This is a genomic window from Alteromonas sp. 009811495, assembly GCF_028865455.1.
GTDB lineage: Bacteria > Pseudomonadota > Gammaproteobacteria > Enterobacterales > Alteromonadaceae > Alteromonas.
On the sequence record NZ_CP113972.1, the window covers coordinates 3,720,378 to 3,747,011 of the forward strand.

The 26,634-nt window shown below is 44.0% G+C and carries 20 protein-coding genes and 4 tRNA genes; 6 read left to right on the forward strand and 18 right to left on the reverse strand.

From position 1 onward, the window contains the following. The first annotated feature begins 125 nt into the window (after positions 1-125). Positions 126-3,572: a PAS domain-containing hybrid sensor histidine kinase/response regulator gene (locus tag OZ660_RS16745; RefSeq protein ID WP_274741710.1), complete on the forward strand. Its 3,447-nt coding sequence runs from the start codon at positions 126-128 to the stop codon at positions 3,570-3,572. A gap of 35 nt (positions 3,573-3,607) precedes the next feature. Here the strand turns inward: OZ660_RS16745 and OZ660_RS16750 are convergent, their stop codons facing one another. Beyond that, complete coding sequence (locus OZ660_RS16750) at positions 3,608-4,237, reverse strand: mechanosensitive ion channel family protein (protein WP_226433902.1); 630 nt, start codon at positions 4,235-4,237, stop codon at positions 3,608-3,610. 230 nt (positions 4,238-4,467) lie between these two features. On the opposite strand from OZ660_RS16750, the gene rimK reads away from it, so the two are divergent. From rimK to OZ660_RS16770, 4 genes are all read left to right on the forward strand, one after another. Next, positions 4,468-5,373, forward strand: coding sequence for a 30S ribosomal protein S6--L-glutamate ligase (rimK, locus tag OZ660_RS16755; RefSeq protein WP_202262553.1), 906 nt, complete (start codon positions 4,468-4,470; stop codon positions 5,371-5,373). Positions 5,374-5,435: 62 nt separating this feature from the next. Continuing rightward, complete coding sequence (locus OZ660_RS16760) at positions 5,436-6,455, forward strand: succinylglutamate desuccinylase/aspartoacylase family protein (RefSeq protein WP_159627744.1); 1,020 nt, start codon at positions 5,436-5,438, stop codon at positions 6,453-6,455. Between the two features lie 17 nt (positions 6,456-6,472). Then, the gene (locus OZ660_RS16765; protein ID WP_159627707.1) at positions 6,473-6,907 is read left to right on the forward strand and encodes an ATP-dependent zinc protease family protein; all 435 of its coding nucleotides are present in this window, start codon (positions 6,473-6,475) and stop codon (positions 6,905-6,907) included. 71 nt (positions 6,908-6,978) lie between these two features. Further along, a complete protein-coding gene (locus OZ660_RS16770) occupies positions 6,979-7,926 on the forward strand; it encodes an amino acid ABC transporter substrate-binding protein (RefSeq protein ID WP_274741711.1) in 948 nt (315 codons plus the stop codon). Between the two features lie 35 nt (positions 7,927-7,961). Here OZ660_RS16770 and OZ660_RS16775 read toward each other — a convergent pair whose 3' ends face one another. Together OZ660_RS16775 and acs are read right to left on the reverse strand one after the other, a co-directional pair. After that, the gene (locus OZ660_RS16775) at positions 7,962-8,606 is read right to left on the reverse strand and encodes a response regulator transcription factor (RefSeq protein ID WP_202262555.1); all 645 of its coding nucleotides are present in this window, start codon (positions 8,604-8,606) and stop codon (positions 7,962-7,964) included. 15 nt (positions 8,607-8,621) lie between these two features. Next, the gene (gene acs / locus OZ660_RS16780) at positions 8,622-10,568 is read right to left on the reverse strand and encodes an acetate--CoA ligase (protein ID WP_274741712.1); all 1,947 of its coding nucleotides are present in this window, start codon (positions 10,566-10,568) and stop codon (positions 8,622-8,624) included. 265 nt (positions 10,569-10,833) lie between these two features. On the opposite strand from acs, the gene OZ660_RS16785 reads away from it, so the two are divergent. Further along, entirely contained in the window at positions 10,834-11,997 is a 1,164-nt protein-coding gene (locus OZ660_RS16785; protein WP_274741713.1) for a DcaP family trimeric outer membrane transporter, read from the forward strand. A gap of 47 nt (positions 11,998-12,044) precedes the next feature. Here OZ660_RS16785 and OZ660_RS16790 read toward each other — a convergent pair whose 3' ends face one another. The 15 genes from OZ660_RS16790 to OZ660_RS16860 all read right to left on the reverse strand — a co-directional run bounded on the left by OZ660_RS16790 (position 12,045) and on the right by OZ660_RS16860 (position 26,623). Then, the gene (locus OZ660_RS16790) at positions 12,045-13,199 is read right to left on the reverse strand and encodes a Na/Pi symporter (protein ID WP_202262558.1); all 1,155 of its coding nucleotides are present in this window, start codon (positions 13,197-13,199) and stop codon (positions 12,045-12,047) included. Positions 13,200-13,310: 111 nt separating this feature from the next. After that, positions 13,311-14,363 carry an aldo/keto reductase gene (locus OZ660_RS16795; protein ID WP_274741714.1) on the reverse strand — a complete coding sequence of 351 codons (1,053 nt, stop codon included), beginning with the start codon at positions 14,361-14,363 and terminating at the stop codon, positions 13,311-13,313. A 62-nt stretch (positions 14,364-14,425) separates the two neighbouring features. Continuing rightward, the gene (locus tag OZ660_RS16800) at positions 14,426-15,478 is read right to left on the reverse strand and encodes a chemotaxis protein (RefSeq protein WP_274741715.1); all 1,053 of its coding nucleotides are present in this window, start codon (positions 15,476-15,478) and stop codon (positions 14,426-14,428) included. A gap of 255 nt (positions 15,479-15,733) precedes the next feature. Further along, entirely contained in the window at positions 15,734-15,904 is a 171-nt protein-coding gene (locus OZ660_RS16805; RefSeq protein WP_274741716.1) for a hypothetical protein, read from the reverse strand. A 92-nt stretch (positions 15,905-15,996) separates the two neighbouring features. After that, entirely contained in the window at positions 15,997-17,334 is a 1,338-nt protein-coding gene (locus OZ660_RS16810; protein ID WP_274741717.1) for an alkaline phosphatase PhoX, read from the reverse strand. A gap of 73 nt (positions 17,335-17,407) precedes the next feature. Beyond that, positions 17,408-19,981 (reverse strand): bifunctional diguanylate cyclase/phosphodiesterase, encoded by a 2,574-nt coding sequence (locus OZ660_RS16815; RefSeq protein WP_274741718.1) that lies wholly within the window; start codon positions 19,979-19,981, stop codon positions 17,408-17,410. A 523-nt stretch (positions 19,982-20,504) separates the two neighbouring features. Further along, positions 20,505-21,689, reverse strand: coding sequence for an elongation factor Tu (gene tuf / locus OZ660_RS16820; protein WP_071816175.1), 1,185 nt, complete (start codon positions 21,687-21,689; stop codon positions 20,505-20,507). 68 nt (positions 21,690-21,757) lie between these two features. After that, positions 21,758-21,833 (reverse strand) — tRNA-Thr (locus tag OZ660_RS16825). 7 nt (positions 21,834-21,840) lie between these two features. Continuing rightward, positions 21,841-21,915: transfer RNA gene (locus OZ660_RS16830), tRNA-Gly, on the reverse strand. Positions 21,916-21,948: 33 nt separating this feature from the next. Next, positions 21,949-22,033: transfer RNA gene (locus OZ660_RS16835), tRNA-Tyr, on the reverse strand. Positions 22,034-22,040: 7 nt separating this feature from the next. Further along, positions 22,041-22,116 (reverse strand) — tRNA-Thr (locus tag OZ660_RS16840). 121 nt (positions 22,117-22,237) lie between these two features. Continuing rightward, on the reverse strand, positions 22,238-22,996 hold the full coding sequence (locus tag OZ660_RS16845) for a type III pantothenate kinase (protein WP_274741719.1): 759 nt from the start codon (positions 22,994-22,996) through the stop codon (positions 22,238-22,240). Beyond that, positions 22,986-23,972 (reverse strand): bifunctional biotin--[acetyl-CoA-carboxylase] ligase/biotin operon repressor BirA, encoded by a 987-nt coding sequence (gene birA, locus OZ660_RS16850; protein ID WP_274741720.1) that lies wholly within the window; start codon positions 23,970-23,972, stop codon positions 22,986-22,988. The genes OZ660_RS16845 and birA overlap by 11 nt, the downstream gene beginning before the upstream one ends. After that, on the reverse strand, positions 23,969-24,976 hold the full coding sequence (gene murB / locus OZ660_RS16855; RefSeq protein ID WP_226434616.1) for a UDP-N-acetylmuramate dehydrogenase: 1,008 nt from the start codon (positions 24,974-24,976) through the stop codon (positions 23,969-23,971). Before murB ends, birA begins: the two co-directional genes overlap by 4 nt. A gap of 90 nt (positions 24,977-25,066) precedes the next feature. Further along, complete coding sequence (locus tag OZ660_RS16860) at positions 25,067-26,623, reverse strand: methyl-accepting chemotaxis protein (protein WP_274741721.1); 1,557 nt, start codon at positions 26,621-26,623, stop codon at positions 25,067-25,069. Positions 26,624-26,634: the final 11 nt, after the last annotated feature.

A 26,634-nucleotide genomic window follows, 5' to 3' on the forward strand; every position in this document is an offset into this window, starting at 1 on the left:
GAGCTCGCGTATTACTCTAGACCTGGCTATGAGAATTCAAAATGAGACCATGGTCGTAGGTAAGACTATGGTCGAAACGTTTATAATGTCGATTAGATTGTTAACACAAGGTTAAAAGGAAAGTTATGGTTTTTGGTTGGGTTACACTGGCAGTGCTTTACCTATTTTTGCTGTTTTCATTAGCAAGTTGGGGAGAGAAAAACTCTACTAAAGCGCGCGCTATAACTTCACACCCAGCCATTTACTCACTCGCGTTAGCCATTTATTGCACCGCTTGGACTTTTTTCGGCATGGTAGGCCAAGCCAGTCGCGATACATGGATTTACCTGCCCATAATGCTAGGTCCAATTTTGGTTTACGCATTGGGCTATAAGTTCATTTACAAGATGACTTTGGTAAGTAAGAAGCAGCACATTACCACTATTTCCGACTTTATTGCGTCTCGATACGGAAAACGCCAAACGGTGGCATTGGTAGTAACGCTTATCGCCCTACTTGCTACCATCCCTTATATTGCACTGCAGCTGAAAGCGGTAGGTGCTACGTTTCAGTTACTGACGCAGCAATCTAATAGCGATGTCATTGTTCTGGCTGCCACTATATTTATTGCGGTATTCGCTATTTACTTTGGAACCCGACAAGCCGATGTAACTGAGTACCGCCGAGGCTTAATGCTTGCTATAGCATTTGAATCAACCATCAAATTATTGGCATTAGTGCTCGTTGCCTTTGTGGGTTACAGTGCGTGGAAACGCACAGAAACTGGGCCTTTCTTTGAGAGCTTCGTCAACGAAGCAGCCCTTTCTCAGTTCGGCTCTTTTTCATTTATAGCGCAAACTGTGATGGCTGCTGCGGCCATTATTTGTCTTCCCAGACAATTCCATGTAGCCATTATCGATAACCTAAGCTTAGGTCATATACGCACTGCACGATGGTTGTTCCCTTTATATCTTGCCGTTATATCAGCCGTTATCCCTGTTATTGCCATTGCCGGCAAGGCCATTTTTGTAGATACCGGTATCGAGCCTGACTCGTATGTATTATCCCTTGCGGTCTTTTCAGAGTCTGCACTTTTACAAGTTATCGTTTTTGTAGGCGGTTTATCAGCGGCAACGGCAATGATCATCGTTGCCACGTTGACGTTGAGTACAATGCTAACCAATGATGTTATTTTGCCGCGCATTCTTGCCTTTAGTGGACAAGCAGATAACAAGCAGGATCTATCTAGCCGTATACGACTTATTCGCCGAATTGTTATTGCCTTTATTCTATTGATGGCATTTTTCTACCACCAGCAAATGACTGGCAGCCGTTCGTTACACTCAATTGGCCTTATCGCATTCTCTTTAGTTATTCAATTACTCCCTGCCATTGTTGGTGGTCTATACTGGAAACGAGCACATGCGCACGGTGTCTATGCAGGTCTAATGATAGGCCTTGTTATATGGGTGCTATGGCTAGTCCTTCCCATTGTGAGTGAGCAAGTATCACAATTGGAACAAAATGAGCTTATTAGCCAAGGAGCGATGATAAGTTTGGCGGCAAATACACTGGTATATACCATTTTTTCTTGGTTCGCCCCTCAACGTCTTATCGACCGAATACAGGCCGAGGCCTTCGTTTCCCCTGCAATATCTGCAAACAATACCGTTAAAACCCAAGCGACTAATGTCACGGTTTCTGACCTTATAACCTTACTATCAACATTCATGGGAACGGGTCGCTGTGAACAATTGCTTGAGCAATATCAGCAGCTAAATCATTGCGAGCTTAAGCATGAAGCTACGCCCGACGAGTCTTTTCTTTCATTTTGTGAGCGTGCTCTAGGAGGCGTGATTGGTGCGTCGAGTGCAAAAGTATTACTCGACAGTGCACTTCGTGGAAAGAAGATGGACTTCACTGAAATCATTAACTTTTTCGACGATACCACCCAAGCAATGCAGTTCAATATGACTGCGCTATTAACATCGCTCGAAAATATGGACCAAGGCATCAGTGTTGTCGATAAACACTTGAATCTAGTGGCGTGGAACAAACGCTATGCAGACTTATATCCATACCCAGATAATTTACTTGCAGTAGGTACCCCCATTGAGCGGTTAATTCGATACAACGCCTCTCAGGGCGAATTTGGCACCGACAATGTGGAAGCTGAGGTCGAAAAACGATTAGGGCATTTGCGCTCAGGCATGCCCCACCGCTTTACGCGACAACGCAAAGACGGACGCGTAATCGAGATGGTTGGCAACCCACTGCCTGGCGGTGGCTTTGTAACGAGTTTTAATGACATTACCGGTCACGTCGAGATTCAGCAGGCACTTGAAGAGTCCAACATCGATCTAGAAGCGCGAATTAAGAAGCGTACCGAAGAAGTGCATTCTATTAATGCCGAGTTGCGCCTTGAAATAGAGCGCCGTTCAGAAGCGGAAAAAGAACTTATTCGTGCAAGAAAGGCGGCTGAAGATGCCAACGCTAGCAAAACGCGCTTTTTAGCACTGGCAAGCCACGACGTGTTGCAACCCCTCAATGCGGCCAAACTGTACGCCAGTGCACTTGAAGAACAAGACTTATCAGACTCAGCTCACGAGATTATTCAAAAGCTCAATCACAGTGTCACCTCAAGTGAAAACCTAATAGGCACCTTGCTTGATATCGCGCGCTTAGATCAAGGGGAGATGAAACCGGAGCTTGAAGCAATTGATGTATGTGCATTGTTATCACCTCTTGTGGATGAGATGGCCATGCGTGCCAAAGAAAAAGGTTTGCGCTTCACCGCCAAAATGAGACCTTGCTGGGTTACCGCAGACAAAACCTATCTATATCGCATTGTACAAAACTTACTTTCAAATGCCGTAAAGTATACCGACACAGGCAAAGTACTCTTCATCGTGAAGCCTTTAGGGAATAGGGTTCACTTTAAAGTAATGGATACCGGCATCGGTATATCAGGCGAGAAAAAAAGCAGTATTTTTGGCGACTTCTTTCGCGTTAACGACAGTAAAGAGCACGGCCTTGGACTTGGGCTAGGTGTAGTTAGACGACTTAGCCTGCAGCTAAACAGTGATATTCAAGTTAATTCCAAAGTTGGTAAGGGCAGCTGTTTTGCCTTTTCTCTTGAAAAAGCGATGCCAAAGGTGTCTACGGGCGAGTCGACAAAAGCACGGCACACTACGTTCAGTGGTATGGATGTCTTATGTGTAGACGACCAAAGAGAGAATCTCGACGCCATGCAAACCCTACTCACCAAGTGGGGAATAAATGTGGCGCTTGCCAATAACTGGGAAGATGCATTAACCCTGTGCGAGACCATTCAGCCGCAGATATTGCTTATGGATTATCAGCTGAGTCACGATGATAAAAAGAATGGGCTAGCGCTGATTGAAGAAATTAGAACGCGACTGAATGTTGTGGTACCTGCTGCGCTTATCACAGCAACGCCAGATGAAAGCTTAGTTACACAATGCAAAGCGCAAGGCGTAAACTTTTTGTCTAAACCTTTGAAGCCGGCAAAGCTTAGAGCATTATTGCAAAGTATGACGCGTTATATTCGAGAAGCGAAAAATGTGAGTTAAGGGCGATATGCATCGCCCATAACAGCATGAGTATATTATTTACCTAAAAATTCTTCAGGTACTCTATTTTCTTCAACCTTTTGGGCTGGCGGTTCAATTGCAGATTTAGCCACAACCTTGCCCATCGTTCCCCACTTCGCTTTAGGGTTAAGCAAAACAGGTCTAGTTAGAATAAGGTTGTTGGGATACATCAAAGTTTCTCGGTCTGCGGTTACAAGACGAGTACTAAATGGACCTAAATCAGCGATGACACCTTCAATATAATTGTCACCGTCCAAAATACGCACATAGTTGCCTCTTCGGTACGCAACGTTGGTCAAAAGAATAAAGTAAGCAGTGATGTTGCTGATAAGAGACCAACTAGCAAATAAGGCTACACCCGTTACGGTCAGGATTGAGGTCGACAACACTAGTAGACCGGAGAAATCGATACCCCAAGCCAATAATAGCAATGCTAGAGACAGCGTAGCGACCAACACTCTTGCAGCAAATAGTCCTTTAATCGCACTGCTCGACTTTAACTTAGATTTTTCGATATTGGTTTCAAGTTTTGGCAAAAGCTTTCGCGACATTGCCAAATAAACTAGTAAAACCACACCGCTCCACACTACGTTTGACTGGTATTCAATTAACCACGTCATAAACGCGTGCCACCACTCATTCATTAAACAAAACCCTAAAAGTAGAAACGTTTTCTTTTATGCTATCGCGAATATGGCAGAACTTCATGCATTAAAAGCAATCGACACAACAAGAATAATTCGTAAGACACACTTTGCACCTTACATTAGTATGCGCGCAAAAATACTTGTCTAATTTATATTCACGTTCTAACGTGGTATGGGTAAGTAAGAAAAGATTCTAATTATCAAACACAAATTACAGGCTTTTTATAATGCGTATCGCAATACTTTCAAGAAATCCACGTCTTTACTCCACTTCACGCTTAGTGGAGGCGGGACAAGCACGCGGACATCAGGTGGACGTTATCGACACAATGCACTGCTACATGGACATAACGAGTGCGCGGCCGTCTGTGCGCTACCATGGTAAAAAGCTTCCGTATTATGATGCCGTTATTCCACGTATAGGTGCATCAGTAAGCTTTTATGGTACATCGGTAGTACGTCAATTCGAAATGATGGGGACGTATAGCCTTAACGAGTCGGTTGCTATAAGCCGTTCACGCGACAAATTACGCTCTTTACAGCTCTTATCGCGAAAAGGTATTGGCATGCCTCGTACTGGCTTTGCACACCATCCCGATAAAATTGACGACGTAATTAAAACCGTTGGCGGAGCTCCGGTTGTCATTAAGTTACTAGAGGGCACCCAGGGTATCGGCGTTGTACTTGCTGATACACAAAAAGCAGCTGAGTCGATTATTGAAGCCTTTATGGGTTTAAATGCCAGTATCTTGGTACAAGAATTCATTAAAGAAGCTGGCGGCGCTGATATTCGTTGTTTCGTTGTGGGCGGAAAAGTGGTCGCAGCCATGAAGCGACAAGCGGCTCCCGGCGAGTTTCGCTCTAATTTACACCGCGGCGGCCAAGCAAGCTTGGTACGTTTAAGCCCAGCGGAACGCAAAACAGCCGTAGATGCGGCGAAAACAATGGGATTAAATTGTTGTGGTGTCGATATTCTTCGCTCTAATAACGGCCCGGTAGTTATGGAAGTTAACTCATCACCAGGCTTAGAAGGTATTGAAAAAGCAACCAATAAAGATGTGGCCGCCATGATCATCGAATTTATTGAAAAAAGTGCAGAGCCCCATAAAACAAAAACGCGTGGTAAAGGCTAACATCGCAGTAGCGCAACGTTAGAAATAGGAAAACGTTAGTGGCAAGAAATGCAGTAAAAGACATGCTCACAATTGGTGATGTAGACGTAGCACCAGGTGAAACTAAGAAAATTGAACTGGAAATGCCGCCCTTGTATACGGCTACCAGTATGAGCATCCCCGTTTATGTAAAACGGGGAAAGCGCCCAGGTCCAACCATGTTTGTCAGTGCCGCTATTCATGGTGATGAACTCAATGGTATTGAAATTGTAGGTAGACTAATTCGCTCCAAGGCGATTTCACGCATTCGTGGCACGTTAATAGCCGTGCCAATGGTAAATGTTTACGGCGTATTGAATCAATCTCGCTATCTGCCCGACAGGCGCGATCTTAATCGCAGCTTTCCAGGTAGTAAAAAAGGGTCGCTAGCGGGTCGATTAGCTAACCTGTTTTTCAAAGAAATTGTGAGCAAGTGTGATGTCGGCATAGATTTACACACAGGTGCAATTCATAGAAGTAACCTTCCCCAGATACGAGCAGATCTTGATGACGAAGATGTACTTGAAATGGCCAAGGCTTTTGGCGTACCCGTGCTATTGAATGCCGAATTACGAGACGGTTCTTTGCGCGAAGCCGCTAGCGAGAGCGGTGTAAAAATGCTGTTGTATGAAGCAGGTCAAGCGTTGCGCTATGACGAGTTTTCTATTCGCGCAGGCGTAAAGGGAATTATTAACACCATGCGTCACTTAGGCATGCTGAACAAGAGTCGTAGTAAAGGGCATAGCATTGAACGCTTTATTGCGCGACAAAGTGGCTGGGTGCGAGCTCCTGAAAGTGGCTTCGTAACCCACTTAGCGCAGCTTGGTGACCACGTTGCAAAAGGCGATAAGCTAGCCATTATCGCAGACCCGTTCGGTAACTATTTAGGTACGTTGGAAAGTCCGGCAGAAGGTGTGGTTATTGGTAAACAAAACATTCCGCTTACTCAAGAAGGTGAAGCGGTTTATCACATTGCCTACTTCTCAGAGCCTGATACAGTGGCTGAGCACGTAGAATTATTACAAGACAATTTATTGCCGCCCCAACAAGGCACTATTGAATAGCATTGGTAGAAAAACCCATGAAAGACAAAAAAATTGTAGGCGCAGTTGAGCTTTGTGATTTACCAAAGCTTGCAATAACAGACCTAAACGTGCGTGTTGATACCGGTGCAGCCACTTCATCGCTGCACGTGGACAATATTGAAGAGTTTGAAAAAGATGATGAACTTTGGATCAAATTCGACATTCATCCGGATATCCACAATGTAGATCGTGTGGTGCGTCGCGAAGCGCGTGTTGAAGGGCAAAAACGCGTAAAAAGCTCAACGGCAACGCTAGAAAAGCGTTATGTCATAATTACGCCTATAATTATGGACGGAAACCAGTGGGATATTCAGTTAACGCTGACCGATCGCTCTGAAATGACTTACTTAATGCTATTAGGTCGTGAAGCGATGAGCGGTCAATTTATAGTCGACCCTGAATTTGATTTCTTACTGACCGGTAAAGATTAACTACTCAGCTTAAGTACTCCAAGGAGTTGTAGGGGTACTTAAGAGTCAGAAAATGAAATATGGACATTGAGATGACTCTCAAACTCACCCCGGTGCTGCTTCTAGGAGCAGTACTTTTGCCATTGACCAGTGCAGTCGCACAGAATCAACCGAGTGTGGTTAACAATGAGCTGCCACACAGCGTATTAAGGTTGCCAAATGTTCATCCCGGTCGCGATGCAGTATATGCGTATGCAAAGCAACTACTCACCGAAGCGCTAGAAGTCACCGAAGACAGTTACGGTACGTTTGAATTGGTTGTCAGCACTCAGGAAACGGCACAAGAAAGACAGCTACGAAGTTTAGAACACAGCATGCTCGACGTAACATGGAGCGTCACCTCTATTGAACGTGAGCAACATTTTCTTCCAGTTCGCATTCCGATTATGGCTGGGCTATTTGGTAAACGCATATTGCTTGTGCGCGAAGGCGATACCCGCTTCAGCCAAGTGAAAAGCCTTGAAGCACTTCAATCATACCGCGCTGTTTTAGGGTACGATTGGCCTGATACAAAAATATTTAAGGCCAACAATATACCTGTCTTAGAGACCACTTATCGCGCGTCATTCAAAATTGTTTCTGAGGGGTTCGCGGATATGTTTCCGCGCAGTGCAATGGAGATTCAAGAAGAGCTCAGTGATGAGAGTTTGAGTCGCGGACTGGTAATCGAAGATAGCCTTGTTGTGTCCTACCCCAGCCCTATCTTTTTCTTTGTGGGCAGCGATAACCACCAGCTAGCGGGACGAATTGCACAAGGCTTACTCATTTTATTTGAAACCGGCCGATTTCAAACACTGTTGACGCAACAGCCAGGTTACCAACAAAGCGTGTCGCTACTTGAAGGACGAACAGTTATCGAAATAGAAAACCCATTATTAAGCGAGCAGAGCCGACTAGCACTCGAACGCTTCTTACCCGAATTTTCACAATCATTGGAAACCGCTCACCAAAGCCTGCCTCCGCAAAACCAAATAGAGTGAGTACCTACACTCTTTTAAACGCAAGCTTTACATAGCTATTGCGAGGGTGGTTCTAGCTCTAATTGCGATGCGATAAGTACAGCTTGAGTTCGGTTGTTGATACCAAGCTTTTTAAATATTGCCGTTACGTGGGCCTTAACAGTAGCCTCTGCAATATCCAAGTTGTACCCAATTTGCTTGTTTAATAGGCCATCTCGCATGTAACAAAGTACCTTGTACTGAGAAGGAGTAAGCGAAGCAACTTTGTCTGCTAATTCAGAGAATGCCTCGTCCACTTCATCAACATTTTCACTTATGTTGTCAGGTAACCAAACGTCACCATCGAGGATTGCCTCTACCGCATTCGCAATGTCGTGGGCGCTGGCAGTTTTAGGAATAAACCCCAGTGCACCTACACTGATTATCTTTGAAATAAGCGCGGTGTCCTCTGTACCAGAAACCACTGCTACGGGTAGATCGGGGAAAAGCTTACGAATGTGGAGTAAGCCGAACAGATCGTTACTGCCCGGCATATGCAAGTCGAGAAGTAACAGGTCGATATCGTCATTATTGAGAATATCGACCGTAGTATTCAAGTCGCCAGCCTCTTTCAATGTTAAGGCGGGCAATGACAACGACAATGCCCCTCTCAGTGCATCGCGATACAGCGGGTGATCGTCTGCGATCAAAAGCGTTATCATCGTCTATGTCCTTGATTACTTGTTAAGTCTCTCCTCTATCAGTGTATCAACAACCGATGGATCCGCCAACGTAGAAGTATCTCCCAACTGCTCGTGCTCGTTAGCGGCAATTTTACGAAGAATACGGCGCATAATTTTACCTGAACGCGTTTTCGGTAACCCTCGTGACCATTGGATCATGTCCGGAGTTGCTATAGGACTAAGCTCTTGGCGCACCCACGCTTTAAGCTCTTTAGTGAGTGCCTCATCGGCCTCTACCCCTTCGTTCGGCGTTACGTATACGTAAATACCTTGCCCTTTGATGTCATGAGGGAAACCCACAACTGCCGCTTCGGCAACCTTCGGATGAGCCACCAGCGCACTTTCAATCTCTGCCGTACCTAGGCGGTGACCTGATACGTTTAATACGTCATCAACGCGCCCCGTAATCCAATAGAAGCCATCTTCATCACGACGGGCCCCGTCACCCGTGAAATACACGCCTTTATATGCACTGAAGTAAGTATTGATAAAGCGTTGATGATCACCATAAACCGTTCTAGCTTGGCTTGGCCAGCTATCTTTAATCACCAAATTACCTTCTGCCACTCCCTCTAGTTCATTGCCATCAGCATCGAATAATGCTGGCTGAATACCGAAGAAAGGACGCGTTGCTGAGCCTGGTTTCAATTCTGTGGCGCCAGGTAATGGTAAGATCATGTGACCGCCAGTTTCAGTTTGCCACCATGTATCGATGATAGGACAGCGACCTTTACCAATAACGCGGTGATACCATTCCCATGCTTCAGGGTTAATAGGCTCACCGACTGTACCCAAAAGACGCAATGATGAGAGATCGCATCCCTCGGCAGGTACATCACCATGGGCCATAAGTGCGCGAATGGCTGTGGGTGCAGTATATAGGCTATTTACTTTATACTTCTCAACCACTTGTGCAATACGCTTAACATCAGGGTAAGTAGGCACCCCTTCAAAAAATACCTGCGACGCCGCGTTTACCATAGGGCCATACACCATGTAGCTATGGCCTGTGATCCAGCCAACGTCGGCCGTACACCAATATACGTCGTCTTGCTTGTAATCAAACGCATATTTAAATGTCATTGCTGAATATAAAAGGTACCCTCCGGTGGTGTGAACAACGCCTTTAGGCGTGCCTGTTGAGCCCGATGTGTACAAAATAAACAGCGGGTCCTCTGCATTCATTACCTCTGGCTCACACTGCGCCGAACAACCTTCTACAGCATCATGCCACCAAACGTCGTGTTCACTGTTCCACTCTACTTCTGAACCTGTCAGCTTGTGCACGAGAACGTGGTTAATAGAAGGACAAGCGTCACCAGCAAGTGCTTTATCGACGTTAGCTTTTAATGGGATTGTACGACCGGCACGTCGTCCTTCATCAGCCGTAATCACCACTTTAGCCGCGCTATCATTTATGCGGTCGGCAATAGCATTTGGCGAAAATCCGCCAAAAATCACTGAATGTACAGCACCTATTCTTGCGCAAGCCAACATGGCATAAGCTGCCTCTGGCACCATGGGCATGTAAATGGCAATGCGATCGCCTTTTTCAACACCCATCGCCTTTAACGCATTCGCAAGTTTGCACACCTCATAGTGAACTTGCTGATAGGTAATATCTTGACTATCTTCTGGTGAATCGCCTTCCCAGTGAAATGCCACTTTGGTGGCGTTGTCAGCGAGGTGTCTATCAATGCAGTTATAGCTGGCATTTAATTCACCATCTTCAAACCACTTTATTGATACATCGCTTTCACCAAATACTGTATTTTTGACTTTAGTTGGCGCTGAATACCACTCCAGTGCGCCAGCATGCTCAGCCCAAAAAGCTTCTGGTTGCTCTACCGACTGCTTATACATTGCATCGTATTGAGAGGCCGTCAGGTGGGTAGACTGAAGAATGTTGTCAGGTACAGCATAGGTTTTGCTGGTGGTCATAAAAATTGCCTCCACAATCAAATATGTAAAAATCTTGTTGTATGGTGAAACACTCTAGCCATTCACCCATAAAGCAAAATGAGACTTTGGTCTTAACAGACTTATAAATGCGAAAAGTACTTTTATTTATGGATAGAACGACCTTTCCTTGTACGACTATAGTCTTATGCGACCAAGGGCTTATTTAATTTTGAGATAATACGTACACAATTAGCAATGTTAACGTTGAATTTACATTTAATTAACCACTTTTTTGGAATACACGATGAAAGCTAAAATAAAAACCACAGCAACAGCAGTAGCGCTTTGCTTAGCAGCATCAAGCGGCGCAGTGCATGCAGCCACGATCGGCGACACAAGTGTGAAATTCACAGGTTACGTAAAAGTAGACGCGATGCTGAGTGATTACTCAGACGGCACAATAGCCTCAGGCAGCGTTGGACGAGACTTTTACATCCCTTCACTGACTCCGGTCGGTGGCGTTGACGAAGACGCGCAATTTGATGCGCACATTAGAACTTCACGCTTTCGCTTTGCTACTTCAACGCCTACAGCTGAAGGTGACACAATTAATGGTGTATTCGAACTCGACTTCGTGGTGACCGATGGTGGTAATGAACGTATTAGTAACTCTTACCTCCCTCGTGTACGCCATGCTTATATTAGCTATAAAAACTGGTTGGTAGGTCAAACTTGGACCACTTTCATGGATGTAGGTGCACTGCCCGAATCGCTTGATTTCATTGGTACAACTGACGGTATTACCTTTGGTCGTCAGGTCATGGTTCGATACACTAACGGCGGCTTACAGCTTGCACTGGAAAACCCTGAATCGACTATCACACCATTTGGTGGCGGTGGACGCATTGTAAGTGATGACAATAGCTTTCCAGACTTTGTTGCGGCCTACACCTCTAAACACGATTGGGGTTATTGGAAAGTAGCTGGCCTACTTCGCCAACTCTCTTATGACAACGCAGGCGATATCGATGCCGATGAAACCAGTTACGGCGTATCTGTAACGGGTAAGTACAAGCTTTCAAATGGTGATGACATTCGTTTCACATTCCACACCGGTTCAGGTTTGGGTCGTTACTCAGCGCTAAACGCCGCAAACGGTGCAGTGCGTACTGAAAATGGTGACTTAGAAACCATTGATACAACCGGTTATGGCATTGCATATCGTCATGTGTGGAGTGAAAAAGCACGCAGTAGCATAATGTTTTCAGCATTTGAGGCCGACAATGATGTAGCACTAACGGGTCTTGGTGTTACTGAAAGCACTTACAGCACACGTGTTAATTACCTATATTCACCAACCAAAGCCCTTACTGTAGGTGCTGAATACGCCTTTGCTCACAGAGAAGTAGAGTCTGGTTTAGAGGGTGACATGAACCGAATTCAAGTATCAGCAAAGTACGCTTTCTAAAAACGTATGGAATAAAAAACGGCGCACATGCGCCGTTTTTTTTGTTTTTACATAGTGGTAAATATAATGCCCAAAGGCATCACAAAAAATAAACCACCAATGTACGCTGCGCCATAGAGTTTTCTTTCTGACGCGATAACAGACAATTGATACGATAACGTAAGTGGAATATTTCGCAGCACTGGAATGCCATAAATAATGACCACTCCGAGTACATTATAGATGAGATGGACCAACGCAATTTGAAGTGCAAACCCGCTATTTACACCTACTACGCCAAGTGCTGCTATAAGCGCTGTAATACAAGTACCAATATTAGCACCTAGCGTAAACGGATAGATGTCTCGTGCTTTTAAAATATCACTCCCAACTAAGGGCACCATCAATGATGTGGTGGTTGAAGATGACTGCACCAACACGGTCATCACTGCACCTGATGCAATGCCTGACAACGGGCCTTTCCCAATACTTCTATGCAGTAATTCTTTCGCTTTACCTACCATTAATGCCTTCATGATTTTCCCCATATAGGTAATGGAGAGCATAATTAAAGCAATACCAATTATAATTTTGGCCACGCCAGGATAGATGGAGGGAAGAAACTGTAGCGATTGCGTTGCAAAATCAGTCACCGGCTGCGTTGCCGCTTTAATAGGGTTTACCCCATTAAGCCCCAATGCCTCCCCCGTGTGCAGCAATGCCACCAGTTGACCACTTAAGTATTCTAAAATACCAAATGCCATTTCAAGCGGTAAGAAAATAAGTACTGATAACACATTAAAGAAATCGTGGATGGTCGCGGCATTAAAAGCGCGTTGGAACTCCTCTTTTCGCGCTACGTGTCCAAGGCTTACCAGCGTGTTCGTGATACTTGTACCAATGTTCGCTCCCATCATCATGGGCACCGCAATAGTGATAGGAAGTCCACCAGCAACCATCCCAACAATAATGGATGTAACCGTACTAGAAGACTGAATCAGTGCGGTTGACACCATGCCTATAATCAACCCCATTATGGGGTTCGATGCAAAGTTAAAGAGTTCTCTTGCGTGATCGCCCGTGGCATATTTAAAACCGCTACCTATCATGCTCACCGCAATAAGCATCAGGTAAACAAGTAAGGCAAGTACAAGCCAGCGCTGCCAATTGTGGTTATTATCTAATGCGGCCTGGTCGGCCAATTGGGGATCTATTGTGGACATAGTCTTTCGTATGCATACAGAAAGACTCATAGTATGACGTGCATATTACACAAAAATGACGAGCCTGAGCTCGCCATTTTGAAGGTTAAGAAATCGACTTTTAATCGCGTATCAAAACCCTAGAGGGTACGCTCGCAATACATCGTGCACCTCTTCTAGCGTTTTTTGAGGCAGCTGCAACGAGAACGCCGCTATATTTTCTTTCAATTGTTCAATTGACGTTGCGCCAATAATAGTCGACGTTACGCCAGGTACTTGCTGACACCATGCTAAGGCCAACTGTGACGGTGTAATGTCAATACTCTTGGCAATCGCCACATACTTGTCAGTTGCCGCCTGCGCGGGTGCTTTGTCTCTAAATAACCCCATGCGCTGCGCAAGTGTCCAGCGAGAACCTTCTGGTCTTGCGCCATTTTGATATTTTCCACTTAACATTCCCGTTGCCAAAGGCGACCACGGCAAGTAAGCAATATCTTCAAGTGCGCACATCTCTATAAGATATGGCCAGTCTTTAGCGTGCAATAAGCTAAATTCGTTTTGTATAGAGACAGGCTTCTCAATGTCCATCTCGCAACATAATTTAAGAAATGTATGAATTCCCCAAGGCGTATCGTCAGACAAGCCCCAATGTTTTATCTTACCTGCTTCCAAAGCCTGCTGAATGCCCTTAAGAATATCTCGCATTCCCTCAACCTCGCGGTTGCGATCTGTTTTTGTGGGGTCGGTATTATCTGGCCAGTGCTTACCGAAATGCGGTGTAACGCGATTTGGCCAATGCAGTTGATAAACATCAATATAGTCAGTTTGAAGTCGAGCTAGTGAATCGTCTAATGCGCGTGTTACAGCATCGGCTGTAATTGGCCCACCTTCTCGTATATAACGAAGACCACTCCCTGCTACCTTTGTCATCAATACCATGTCTGAACGTTTCGCATGGTTTCTTGAGAGCCAATTTCCTAAAATTCGCTCTGTATCACCGTATGTCTCTTTATTGGGTGGTACAGGGTACATTTCCGCTGTATCGATAAAATTCACGCCATTGTCTAGCGCGCAAGCAATTTGCTGATCAGCATCGCTTTGCGTATTTTGAATTCCCCATGTCATCGTGCCTAAACACACCTCAGACACTGATAAGTCGCTAGTTCCTAAGCGATTGAATTTCATGTTGTACTACCTTCAAATTAAACATGCGAAATTATTCGTATAGTCTCAATACTTTCGCTTTGCTATGACGCCTTCTTACTGGCCAATTCAGCCTCAGCACTTGCAAGCCTAGCCTCAATATCCTGGCGTGATTCCACCATCTCATTGGCTAACTCAGCCAATGATTTAAATTCAGCAAAGCCAAGCTGACGCGTATCTATTTTTTGGTACTGCCGTTTAGAGCGGCAAAAGAACATCACAAAGTTAGCAAAAGCGCGATGGAATGTCGCAAAACTCTTGATTAAAACCAGAATTAATACGATGGATGTTAGCGCTGCAATACCCAAACTGTAGATACGCACTTGTGCTTCTTGTTGTTCAATTATGGGTTGCAGAGCGCCATCGATCATTTTTAGTTGAGATTCCACATTATGAGCGCTTTGCCTAAACTCTCCACGTAAACCCTCGTTGTGGGTAAGGCCAAATGCGGTATAAGTTGCTACAAGTTCTTTCAGCACAGTTTGATATTGGCTAAGTGCTATTAGAAGCTCACCGCCCTCACTATTTACACTGAGCAATTGGCGACTTAACACATCTAACTGCTTTGCATACTGCCCTTCATGAGTCAGTTGAAAGTTACGCACTGCAAGCTTCAAGTCAGTAAACAGACTTATAGAATATGGGTTGCTAATATTTGATGTGAGTGTTTCTTCAATATCGATAATCCGCTTGCGAAGTCCCTGTTCGTTGCTTAACCCAATACGCTCTTGTAAGGACACAACTTGCTGAAAAGTGCGGCTGTAAGCATCTATAGAAACCGACAAGCTTTCAACATCGGTGATGGGAAGCTTGTATTCATTGAATGTGGGGACCAAGGTATCCAAGCGAGTGCTAAACAGCGTCGAGCGCTCGGTAAATTTCTCAAAATAACGCCTGTCGTGCCGCAGCAAGAAATCTTTTTCATGTCGGCGCATTTGCAGCAAATCTTGTCCCATCCTAAGCAAGACATCACGCTGTTGATTTAGGCCAATGAGTCGTTGAGTAAAATAATGCTGACTCACTACTAACATGCTCATCCCCATTACACAGATGAGAGTCATTAACACTAAGCGAGACTTAATTGAATCGAATTTCATAAACGCGCTCCTCTAAGGAGAAATCAGGTAAGTACATTGACATCGCGTGGCTGAAAAATACGAGTCAAAGTAATGAAAAGCACTACGTTTACTATAAGTGGGAAACATGACATTTTTTATTAAACCTTCGTCGCAACTTTGAATGAAAGTTAACGATGAAGGCGTAGACTAATTAACGACGATCACGTCGTGTGAAAGGCAATATACTTCAAAAAAGCAAACGATAGAGGGGTCGTGAGCAGCCATTCTGCTCACTTATATTTGAATACCTACGTGAAAGTTAATACGCGGTTTTACCGGTTTTACTGCTACACAAACTTGGTCGCCGTAGTAGTTATTTGCGTAATTACACTGCGTTCTGGTGTCGCTTTGAACAGTCGCCACATTGCGGCTTTTACTTGATAATCTTTTTAATAATGCACTCATTGTTGCTCTCCTTGTTAAGTTACAAGGATTATCATTAATCGCCCAAATTAATTAAAGCGAAACAATTAAATCAAAACAATCGATGAATGCGATTATCCTTTAAACCACGGGCCTGATATAGCCAGCGTCTTTGTGGGAGAATACACATTTACAAATAACGTATTCCCATCTGGAGAAAAACATGCGCCAGCTAATTCAGTTTGCGCATGTAGTTTGGCAAAATTGTATACCTCACCATTTGGTGTAATACCACGTAAGTGGTTATCAACTATATCGGTATACTGGTCCTCGCACACCAATAAGTGGCCGTTTGGACAAACCGTAAGATTGTCTCCAAAGTTATAAAGGTTTTTATCTTCACTTTCTAAAAAGAGCTGTAGCTTGTCAGGTCCATCAGTTACGGGAACTAAGCGCATAACCTGTCCTAGTTGCTTAACCCCACCATTGGTACAACAAAAGTACATCTCGCCGTCTCCCCAATGAATTCCTTCACCACGCGCGAACAAGGCTGCTCCTTTTTCATAACCTTGTTTGCGTAAGTCATCTTCCGGACTTTCTGGGTTCTCTAACGTCACCCATTCCACATCTAGCCACTGTGAAACGCCCATCGCTGACTGTTGCCAATTACGTGTATCAAATTGGGGGCGACCTTTAACAACAAGTGCTTGTAAGCTACCTCCGGCTTCAAGCTTTCCGTATTCATTGGGTACAAAGCGATAAAGTAGACTATCTCCCCTATCTTCCGTCAAATACACGTATCCGGTTGTGGGGTCTACACACGCTGCTTCGTGAACAAACCGTCCAAGGGCTTTTAGGGGCTTTGCTTTAACTGTTTTCGAGGCACTCGCAGGCACTTCAAATACGAAACCGTGATTTTTACTCACAGTACCATTGGGTGTGTCTGCCGTTTCTTCGCAAGTCAACCACGTTCCCCAAGGAGTAACACCACCTGAACAATTGCGAACGGTTCCCGCCAGACTAACAAACTCACGCTCGACCTTTTTTGTTTCGGTATTATAAATAAGCGTAGTGGTCCCCCCAGGCAAAGCTATGCCATTGGGGTAGGTATCGTAAGCCAACTCGTTGACATGTGATTGAATGGAAGGGGGTTGAAGTTCAATATGCTTTGGGTGTAGCTCGTGATTGCGAATAAGGGCGACCTTATTTTTGGCATTGTCGATGGGAAGGCACCCCATTCCATCAGCTCTATCTGGTACATGCAAACCATCAGACATAACTTGACCAAATTCAGAAATAACCGTGTAGCTGAATCCCTCTGGCAAGTCCAATAAACCATTACTATCTGGCACTAATGCGCCATATATATTCGCGGTTCGCATGTTGGTAAAAGAAGTGTTTTTTCCAAATGCACTGGCCGCAAGGCCTGAAAAAGCAATAGAACCAACAATAAACTGACGACGTGTAATCATGCCACTATTCCACAATTAACTTTTGCTATAGCGCTAGCATACCTCACTTTTGTTACAATATCACAATCAAACGTTAACTAGTCCCTATCGGTAATGTAGGGGAGGTTATATTTTGCCAATATTCAACCGGCAACGGTTTTGAGAAATAGTACCCTTGAAAACGGTCGCAACCTTTCGCAATTAAATAGTCGAGTTGTGCCTGCGTTTCGACCCCTTCAGCAATGCATGTCACCTTGAGTGCTTTAGACATTTCAATGATAGCATCGACGATTTGCGATGCCTTGCCACTGTTTTTTTCGCATATATCATCCACAAAAAACTTATCAATCTTAAGTTCACTAATTGGCAGTTCTTTCAAGTAGGCAAGGCTTGAATAGCCTGTTCCGAAATCGTCAACCGAAAAACGAAAACCGTAACGCGCTAGTTCGAGCATGGTTTGTTTTACCAACTGTATATCTGCTACTAACGCTGTTTCTGTAAGTTCTAGCATGAGCAACTGCGGAGCAATAGCGTATTGAGTGATTTTTGACAGTAATGAAGAGGTAAAGTCTGGTAATACAATTTGTCGTGCACTAATGTTAATGGCAATACTCGCATCCATGCCCCGGCTTATAAAACTCCTTAATGCTTCAAGGGATTTATCTAACACTACCTGCCCTATTTCACAAATAGCATGACTTTCCTCTGCAATAGGAATGAAGTCTGCAGGACTCACAATGCCCAGATCAGGAGAATGCCAACGTACAAGCGCTTCAAACGATGTCAGCGCTCCATTTTGGTCTACTTGTGGTTGTAGCGCTAAGCTTAACTCATCATTCTCAATAGCGCCCTTCAACGCGGTTTTAATCGCCACATAGCGATCAAACTCTTCAATGCCATCACTCGACACGTGACACAAGCCAAAAGGAGCAGAACTTTTTGCACGCTTAACAGCAAGTTCCAATACATTAATAACACGCTCGAAACTCTGCTCTTTGGGGTCAAATATTGCACTGCCCAAAGACGCACTTAGCGCCCACTGATTGTCCTCAAGATCAACTTCAAAATGGCGGGGGTTTAACAGCGCATTTTCGATAAGTGCGGGTTCAAAGCGGTGCAACTCTTCTTTGCGATACGTTTTGCTGGAAAGGACAATAAATCGGTCGTTGGTAAACTTGTAAAGCTCATAATCGTGGCCAATGATAAACAGCAGTTTCTCTGCAATCACTTGCAAGGCTTTGTTACCATTTATGAAACCTAAGCGAGTATTAATTTGCGCCATGTTATCCATATCAAGAAGCATTACGTGAACATACTCGTTACGCATGGCAGAGCGTAATATTAAGTCCTGAAATTCTTTTTGAAACCACTGGCTATTGCGTAAATGGGTAACCGAATCGGTATAAGCCAAATTGTAAATTGTATCTTGCGCTTCAATACGTTCGCTAATGTCTCGTATAACCCCTACATAGCGCTTCTCTCCCATATCAGCACTTTCAGACAGTGATAGCTCCATTTGAAAAACAGAACCATCTTTTCGCTTAGCTGGAAGCTGTCTGCCCACTCCCATAATTCTGGCATTACCCGTTTTCTCGTAGTGATGCATATACTTCTTGTGATTCGAAGCGTAGGGTTCTGGCATTAATAGTTCTATGGGCTGCGATATCAACTCGTCAATTGAATATCCAAAAATACGTGACGCTACAGCGTTACAGTGACAAATAATACCGCTCGCATTAACGCTAATAACTGCATCGTTAATACTATTGAGAATATTCTGAATACGCAGCGCTCGCTCTTCACTTATGGCGACTGTTTTTTTGAACTCAGTGATATCTTCAAAGGCGCCATAGTAACGTGTGGTCGCTCCTTCGCTATTTAATTGCGCTTTTCCAGAGGTTCTTACCCACTTTAGCTGCCCCTGTGAATCTACAATTTGAAACTCTTGGTCGTAGGCAACTTTGTCATTTAAGAGTGTAGAAAATGCTTTTTTAATTTCCGCTTGCGACGCTAATGAATAAAATGACATTGCTTTTTGCGGTGAAATTGGATGGCCAATAGGCAAACCATGAATTCGATATGTTTGTGCTGACCAGTACAACCTTTCTTCGTCAGGGTAGTATTCCCACGCACCGGTGTTAGAAATGTCACTGACCTCTTCCAATAGCGCTAAGTGATGATTAGTGCACATCTCCAAATAACGCTTTTGAATATGCATACCAATAAGTTTGGCTTGCGTTGCAAACCCATAAAGCCACTGCGAGATACCAGACTGCTCGGAACAATAAAGCGCAACGAGAATACCCACGTTTTCGTTATTTTCATTAAAAACACCTGCGCCTAAGTAAGCTTCACCATTAAGTCGTTTGAGCACCTCATCATTTGGAAACTGCGTTTGAATAGCATTTGAAAAACCACATGCCCCATGCTCTAAAACATGCTCACATGGCGAGCCCACTAAGCTATAACTGAAGTCATTGAGTGGCGCTTCGTTACTAACGCTCACAAGTACCTTAACACTTTGTTTTACGCGCACACCAAGAAACAAATAGTCAGCATTTATCTGACTATTGAGCGAAGTGAGGTCTTCATAAATACTGTTCGCATTTTGATTTACTAACGAAATGAAATCATCTTCATCGAACACTGGCTTTAGTGAGTGCATCATTTCCTCTAAAAAAGATTAGCGTTTTATTGCCAAGGCAACGTGGGGCATGGAGGGCGCTAACCCTACCTGCAATCAAATGAGATTTATTTGCGTTGAATCAAATAATAAGAGTAGACGCTCAAAAAGCACTTTCAAATAGACTAACGGTACATCAGGCGAGACTAGAACTCAGAGTGGTAAGGATGGGTTCACGACGTGTTCCTTCCTCTCCCACAAGCTTATTAAATGCTAAAGGGGTGGCGCTTATTCAATCTAGAACTCTCAGCTGCATGGATGCAGCTGCGAAGCCGCCATGGATGGCTTTACGGCGTGTTCTCTCCTCTCCCACAAGCTTATTCCTACTGCTGAGGGAGTGAAATCAATATGCCGTTTCAAACCTTCCACAGCATGGATGCTGTGGCAGAGCGCCCAGGGATGGGTTCACCGCGTGTTTGAAACGGCATATTGATTTCATAACTTTCCAGAAAGCATAAAAAAAGCGCACCTAAGTGCGCTTTTTTGGGCTTATGTTGCTAAGTCTAGATTAGTCTAGGATCTTAGATACAACACCAGCACCTACTGTACGACCACCTTCACGGATTGCGAAACGAAGACCTTCTTCCATCGCGATCGGAGCAATTAGCTCAACTTTGAATTTAAGGTTGTCACCAGGCATTACCATTTCTACGCCTTCTGGAAGCTCTACAGCACCAGTTACGTCAGTTGTACGGAAGTAGAACTGTGGACGGTAGCCTTTGAAGAATGGAGTATGACGGCCACCTTCATCTTTAGATAGTACGTATACTTCTGCTTCGAAGTTAACGTGTGGAGTGATTGAACCAGGCTTCGCTAGTACTTGACCACGCTCAACTTCGTCACGCTTAGTACCACGTAGAAGAACACCAACGTTCTCACCCGCGCGGCCTTCGTCAAGAAGCTTACGGAACATCTCAACACCAGTACAAGTAGTCTTAGTAGTTTCTTTGATACCTACGATTTCTACTTCTTCACCAACTTTAACGATACCTTGCTCAACACGACCAGTTACAACAGTACCACGGCCTGAGATTGAGAATACGTCTTCGATTGGAAGGATGAACGGCTTGTCGATTGCACGCTCTGGCTCTGGGATGTATGAATCAAGCGCTTCACCAAGCTCGATGATTTTCTTTTCCCACTCTGCGTCGCCTTCAAGCGCTTTAAGAGCTGAACCTTGGATAACTGGTAGGTCATCACCTGGGAATTCGTATTCGTTAAGAAGTTCACGAACTTCCATTTCTACTAGCTCTAGAAGCTCTTCATCGTCAACCATGTCACACTTGTTCATGAATACGATGATGTAAGGAATACCAACCTGACGACCAAGTAGGATGTGCTCACGAGTCTGTGGCATAGGACCATCAGTCGCAGCTACTACTAGGATACCACCGTCCATCTGAGCAGCACCAGTGATCATGTTTTTAACGTAATCAGCGTGTCCTGGGCAGTCTACGTGTGCGTAGTGACGAGTAGGAGTGTCATATTCTACGTGTGAAGTAGAAATGGTGATACCACGAGCTTTCTCTTCAGGCGCGTTATCGATTTGATCGAATGCCTGAGCGTTACCGCCGTAAGTTTTAGAAAGAACTGTAGTGATAGCTGCAGTTAGGGTAGTTTTACCGTGGTCAACGTGGCCGATTGTACCCACGTTTACGTGGGGTTTCGTACGTTCAAACTTTTCTTTTGCCATTTCTATTATCCCAGCAAAGTTACATTAAAAAATTTATGAAATTTTACATGAGCTGGGGAGAAATATACTGGTGCTGATAGGCAGATTTGAACTGCCGACCTCACCCTTACCAAGGGTGCGCTCTACCAACTGAGCTATATCAGCACTGATTTGGAGCGGGCAGCGGGAATCGAACCCGCATCATCAGCTTGGAAGGCTGAGGTAATAGCCATTATACGATGCCCGCAAATCCTAATTCTCTGGCCACCTCATAAGAAAGTGGTGGAGGGGGCAGGATTCGAACCTGCGAAGGCTGAGCCGGCAGATTTACAGTCTGCTCCCGTTGACCGCTTGGGTACCCCTCCAGATTGATGGTGCCGACTGCCGGAATCGAACTGGCGACCTACTGATTACAAGTCAGTTGCTCTACCAACTGAGCTAAGTCGGCACTACATCAAGTGGGTGCGCATTCTAGAGTATTGTTTAACTCTGTGCAAGTGTCTTTTTGAAAATTTTTCAATTTTCTTTTTTGACCAATTTTTCAACTAATCAAAAACTTACGTCGAGGTTTACTTTATCAGTTCACTTCGAGCGTAGCGGGCAAGACCCTGCATCACCAAATGAGCGAGGCGCATGTTATCAGCAGATTTTAAGAATGCAAACATTTTTTTGTCTCCACCCCCTAAAATTACGTCAAAATTGGATCGTTTGCTTGATATGTAATCAATCGCGCTCAAATAAACACCATACAGGGCTGCATGGCACCCTTTAGCGACACATTCTTCTGTATCGTTTCCTACCCCAAAGGTGGTTGGAATTTCATCATTTGCGAACACCTTTTTGGTCGATGCCACTAAAGAATCTTTCATTACATGGAAACCAGGTACGATCCAACCGCCTAAATGTTGACCATCAACAACAAAATCGACAGTAATCGCCGTACCCACATCCATGACAAAAAATGCATTTTTTGCTTTTTCTGCTGCGCCTACCATTGCAAGCCATCGATCAACGCCCATTTTTTGTTCGTTGTCGTAACTATTTTTTATACCGAAGGCTTCCTTTTCTGTGTGCTTTTCTACAAGAATAATTTTTCGCTTGCCACACATGGTTGAAATTTCATCAACCAGTTCCTGATTTCTTACCGACGCGATATATAAATGCGTAATATTTTGCATATTATCGATGAAAGAAAACAAAGCGGCTGAGTCTTCGCCGCTGTAAGGTTCGTTTTCAACATCACTTAATAGGGTATATTTTATTTTAGTGTTACCAATATCGACTAATATCACCTGACTTTCGTCGATATTATTTTCATTAGTTACCACGAAGGCTAACCTCACCACCATGAAAGCGTGTTATGCCATCTTGGGTCTCAACTAAAAGCGCACCACTAGCGTCAACACCTCGGTCAATACCTGAAAAACGTTTTTCACCCATTTGTAAAACAATTCGTTTATCCGCATAAAGGTCTAACGCTTCCCAATGTGGAACGAATGGACCAAAGCCTTGTTGGGTAAATTTTGGTAAATAAGCCCACAAAGATTTGATAACTTCAGCTGCAAGTTCATTTCTATCGGGTATAGTGCCAAGATAGGAAGCTAAGTCGCTGTGGGGCTGACCAACATCATATTGGTTATCAGGAACACACACATTTAGACCAATACCAATAACACAATGTGCGGTAGCACCTATTTGCCCTTCTACTTCAATTAACACACCTGCGAGTTTTTTCCCTTGCAAGTAAATATCATTAGGCCACTTTAATTCGGCATCGTTCACACCAAACTCTTTTAGTGCATCACAAACCGCCAATCCAACAAGCAAGGATAACCCAGCCATACTTTGGTAGCCGTCTGGAAATGACCAATACATAGAAAAAGTAAGGCTTCCGCCGACAGGCGCTAACCAAGTGCGCCCATGACGGCCTCTACCGGCGGTTTGAATTTCAGCAAAAATGACATCGCCATTTTCTAGATCATCTCGATTATTCGAAATGCGCTTTTTTAATTCAGTATTGGTAGAAGGAAGAACCGACTCCACATCAATCATTGCTCGCTTGGTGTTACCCAAATGTTTTTTAATGCTGTCTGCACTTAACAACGGAAATCCTCGCTCTAAACGATAGCCTTTGCCTTTTACTTTAAAAACATCTAACCCCCAATCCGCTAATTGGGAAATATGACCCGCTACTGCCGTTCTTGATAAGCCAACCTGCTGTGCAATGGTTTCACCTGAGTGGAATTGCCCATCTGACAACAGAGCTAAAATATGTTTTCTTATTGCTTTTGATGCCTGTCTCATAGCGAAATAAGTCCTTTGTTTCCCAATAGGCGCACTTCTGGTTCTAGGGCGACCCCAAATTTTTCTTGTACGCTAGCTATGATATCTCTTGCCATGGTTAGAATATCGCTACCCGTAGCGCCACCAATATTGGTCAATACTAAAGGTTGCGTAGGGTGACACCTTACACCATTTAGCGTTTTTCCCTTAAAACCTGCTTTATCGATAAGCCAAGCAGCAGGTACTTTAACTTTTATAGCATCGCCATCTTTGTCTTTGACATCAAAATGCGGTACGACCTCATATTCTTTTGCTATGTTTTCGAACTGCGAGCGGCTAATGATAGGGTTTTTAAAGAAGCTTCCTGCATTGCCCAATTTAGCAGGGTCAGGCAACTTGCTTTTTCTTATTTCAATTACCTTGTCATAAATCGCTTCAGGTGTCGGCGACGGCAATGCTTGTAGCTCACCATAAGAGGTTTCCGGCTGAATGTTTTTGGGTAATTTGAAATTAACGTGGGTGATAAGTACTTTATTGGCTAATGCGTTTTTAAACACGCTATCTCTGTAGCCAAACTCGCACTGATCATTGCTAATTTTAACTTGCTCGCCGGTTTCAAGGAGAACAACCTCAACAGTGTCTATAAACGCATTTACTTCTCGTCCGTAAGCACCAATATTTTGGATAGGGCACGCACCTACAGAACCAGGGATAAGAGCAAGATTTTCGAGCCCATACCACTTTTCTTGCATGCATAAGCTCACAAATTCATGCCAATTTTCACCAGCCCCTACTCTCAAAAAATGATATTCCTCAGTATCGTAGTGGCTAATACCTTTTATTTGATTTAATAAAATAGTGCCGTTGAAGTCATCAGCAAAAATAGTATTGCTGCCACCACCTAACAGATAAGTTGTTTTATTTTTATCATAGAGTGACAAGAACGTTTGAACATCGGAGAAACGCTCAATAGCGTTGCAAGAAGCATTAAGCCCGAAGGTACTGAAAGATTGTAGTGACGGCATATCATTATACTTGCTGCGAACAATGCGCTAATGGTATGGGAAGCAAAGCGTAAATAAAAGCGTATTGGAGCAAATAAAACAAAGCCCTATTTAATTAGCTTTATAACCTATTCTGAAACCACCCCAGTGTTTACCGTAAACAAAAATTGGTGCCGAGAGATCATGCATAATTTCTCCAGTATCGCGTTTATAGGTCTGTAACAAAAATGCAGAGGTATTGCTTCCACATCGACTGCCCGTCGGATCATTAAACAATCGCTTAGTTCGGTTGTTGACCAGATCTGTCTGATAGTCTCCTGTTAGCGGCTGACTAAATTTTTTGTTGTGCGTAGGAAAATATCCATTCTTATCAACGGCGCCCGCATATATTATAAATGTGTGCTCATCCAAAATAGGCTCTTGAATAGTGGGCAGTACAGAATCGGTGAACGTGTCAAACGGTGTAGAGTGTTTTACTGGGTTTGTATTTGCTATGGGGGAGTAAGTAAAAGAAAACAATGCTTCTTGAGAGATTTCATTTTCTTCAATAGCCTTTTCAAACCGCTTACCTATTGCTTTAGCTGTTGATACTGCTATATCGCGTACCATACTGTTTTTGTCGTTTACATCAAAATGTTCTAACAGTCTAAAAATATCCTCTGCTTGCTCACTCAACAGGAGGGCCTGACGCGATACATCAGATAAATCTGTATCTAAGTTTTCTGTAGTCGTCTGAAGTTCTGAAATATTCGCGCCTATACCCGAACTGTGCTCCGTATTTACTTCTACACGTTCTTGCATTGTATTTACGGCATCACGCGCTTGTGTAGAGAGTGAACCTGCGTGCGATATAGCTTTTTCACTTTCATCTAACAACGTGTTCATCTCATTACTAGAAGTCAGTACTGACTCCATAGTCTCTACTGCCGATTGACTACTAGTGTTCATATCGTGAAGTAAATTTTCTATACCTGATGTAGCGTCTGCTGTCTTCTTTGCTAGATCTCTCACCTCATCAGCAACTACCGCGAAACCGCGGCCCTGCTCTCCCGCTCGGGCCGCTTCAATAGCAGCATTTAGTGCTAACATGTTGGTTTGGTCAGCTAATTGATTAATAGTATTTGTGATAGTGCTAATACCTTCTGCCTTACTCTTCAGTTCGGTAAGCGCAGCAGATGATTCATTAATATTAATTACCAGTTTTTGCTGTTGTGAAGATAACTCCTTAAGAAGTTTTGTGCCTTGTTGTGTGTTTTCATCAGATTCATTCATTGAGATAGACGCACCTTTAGCGAGTGTATCCAATTCCACGCCCGAGGATTCAATATGCTGAAGTCTAGATGACATTTCGCTGATGCTCGTTACTTGAGCTCTGAGCGCACTTGACAATTGCTCAAGAAAAAAAGAAATAGAAGCCCCACCTATTGCTATTCTGCTAGCGGCATCACTGATGTTGTTCGCTTCTTTGGAATGTCTAACGTCTTCGCTACCGCGTTTGGTAACATGGGGAGAATCACTGTGATTACCGTCACTCTTGTCTTTAGCAACATATGAGCCCAAGGCAACAGCTAAGAAGATGGTTACTACAGAAATGACCATGCTTGCTTCAAAATATATCAGCAATGCGGTTATTGTGCCTGTACCTAGCGCCAACACTAAATGTTTCACAAGTTACACCC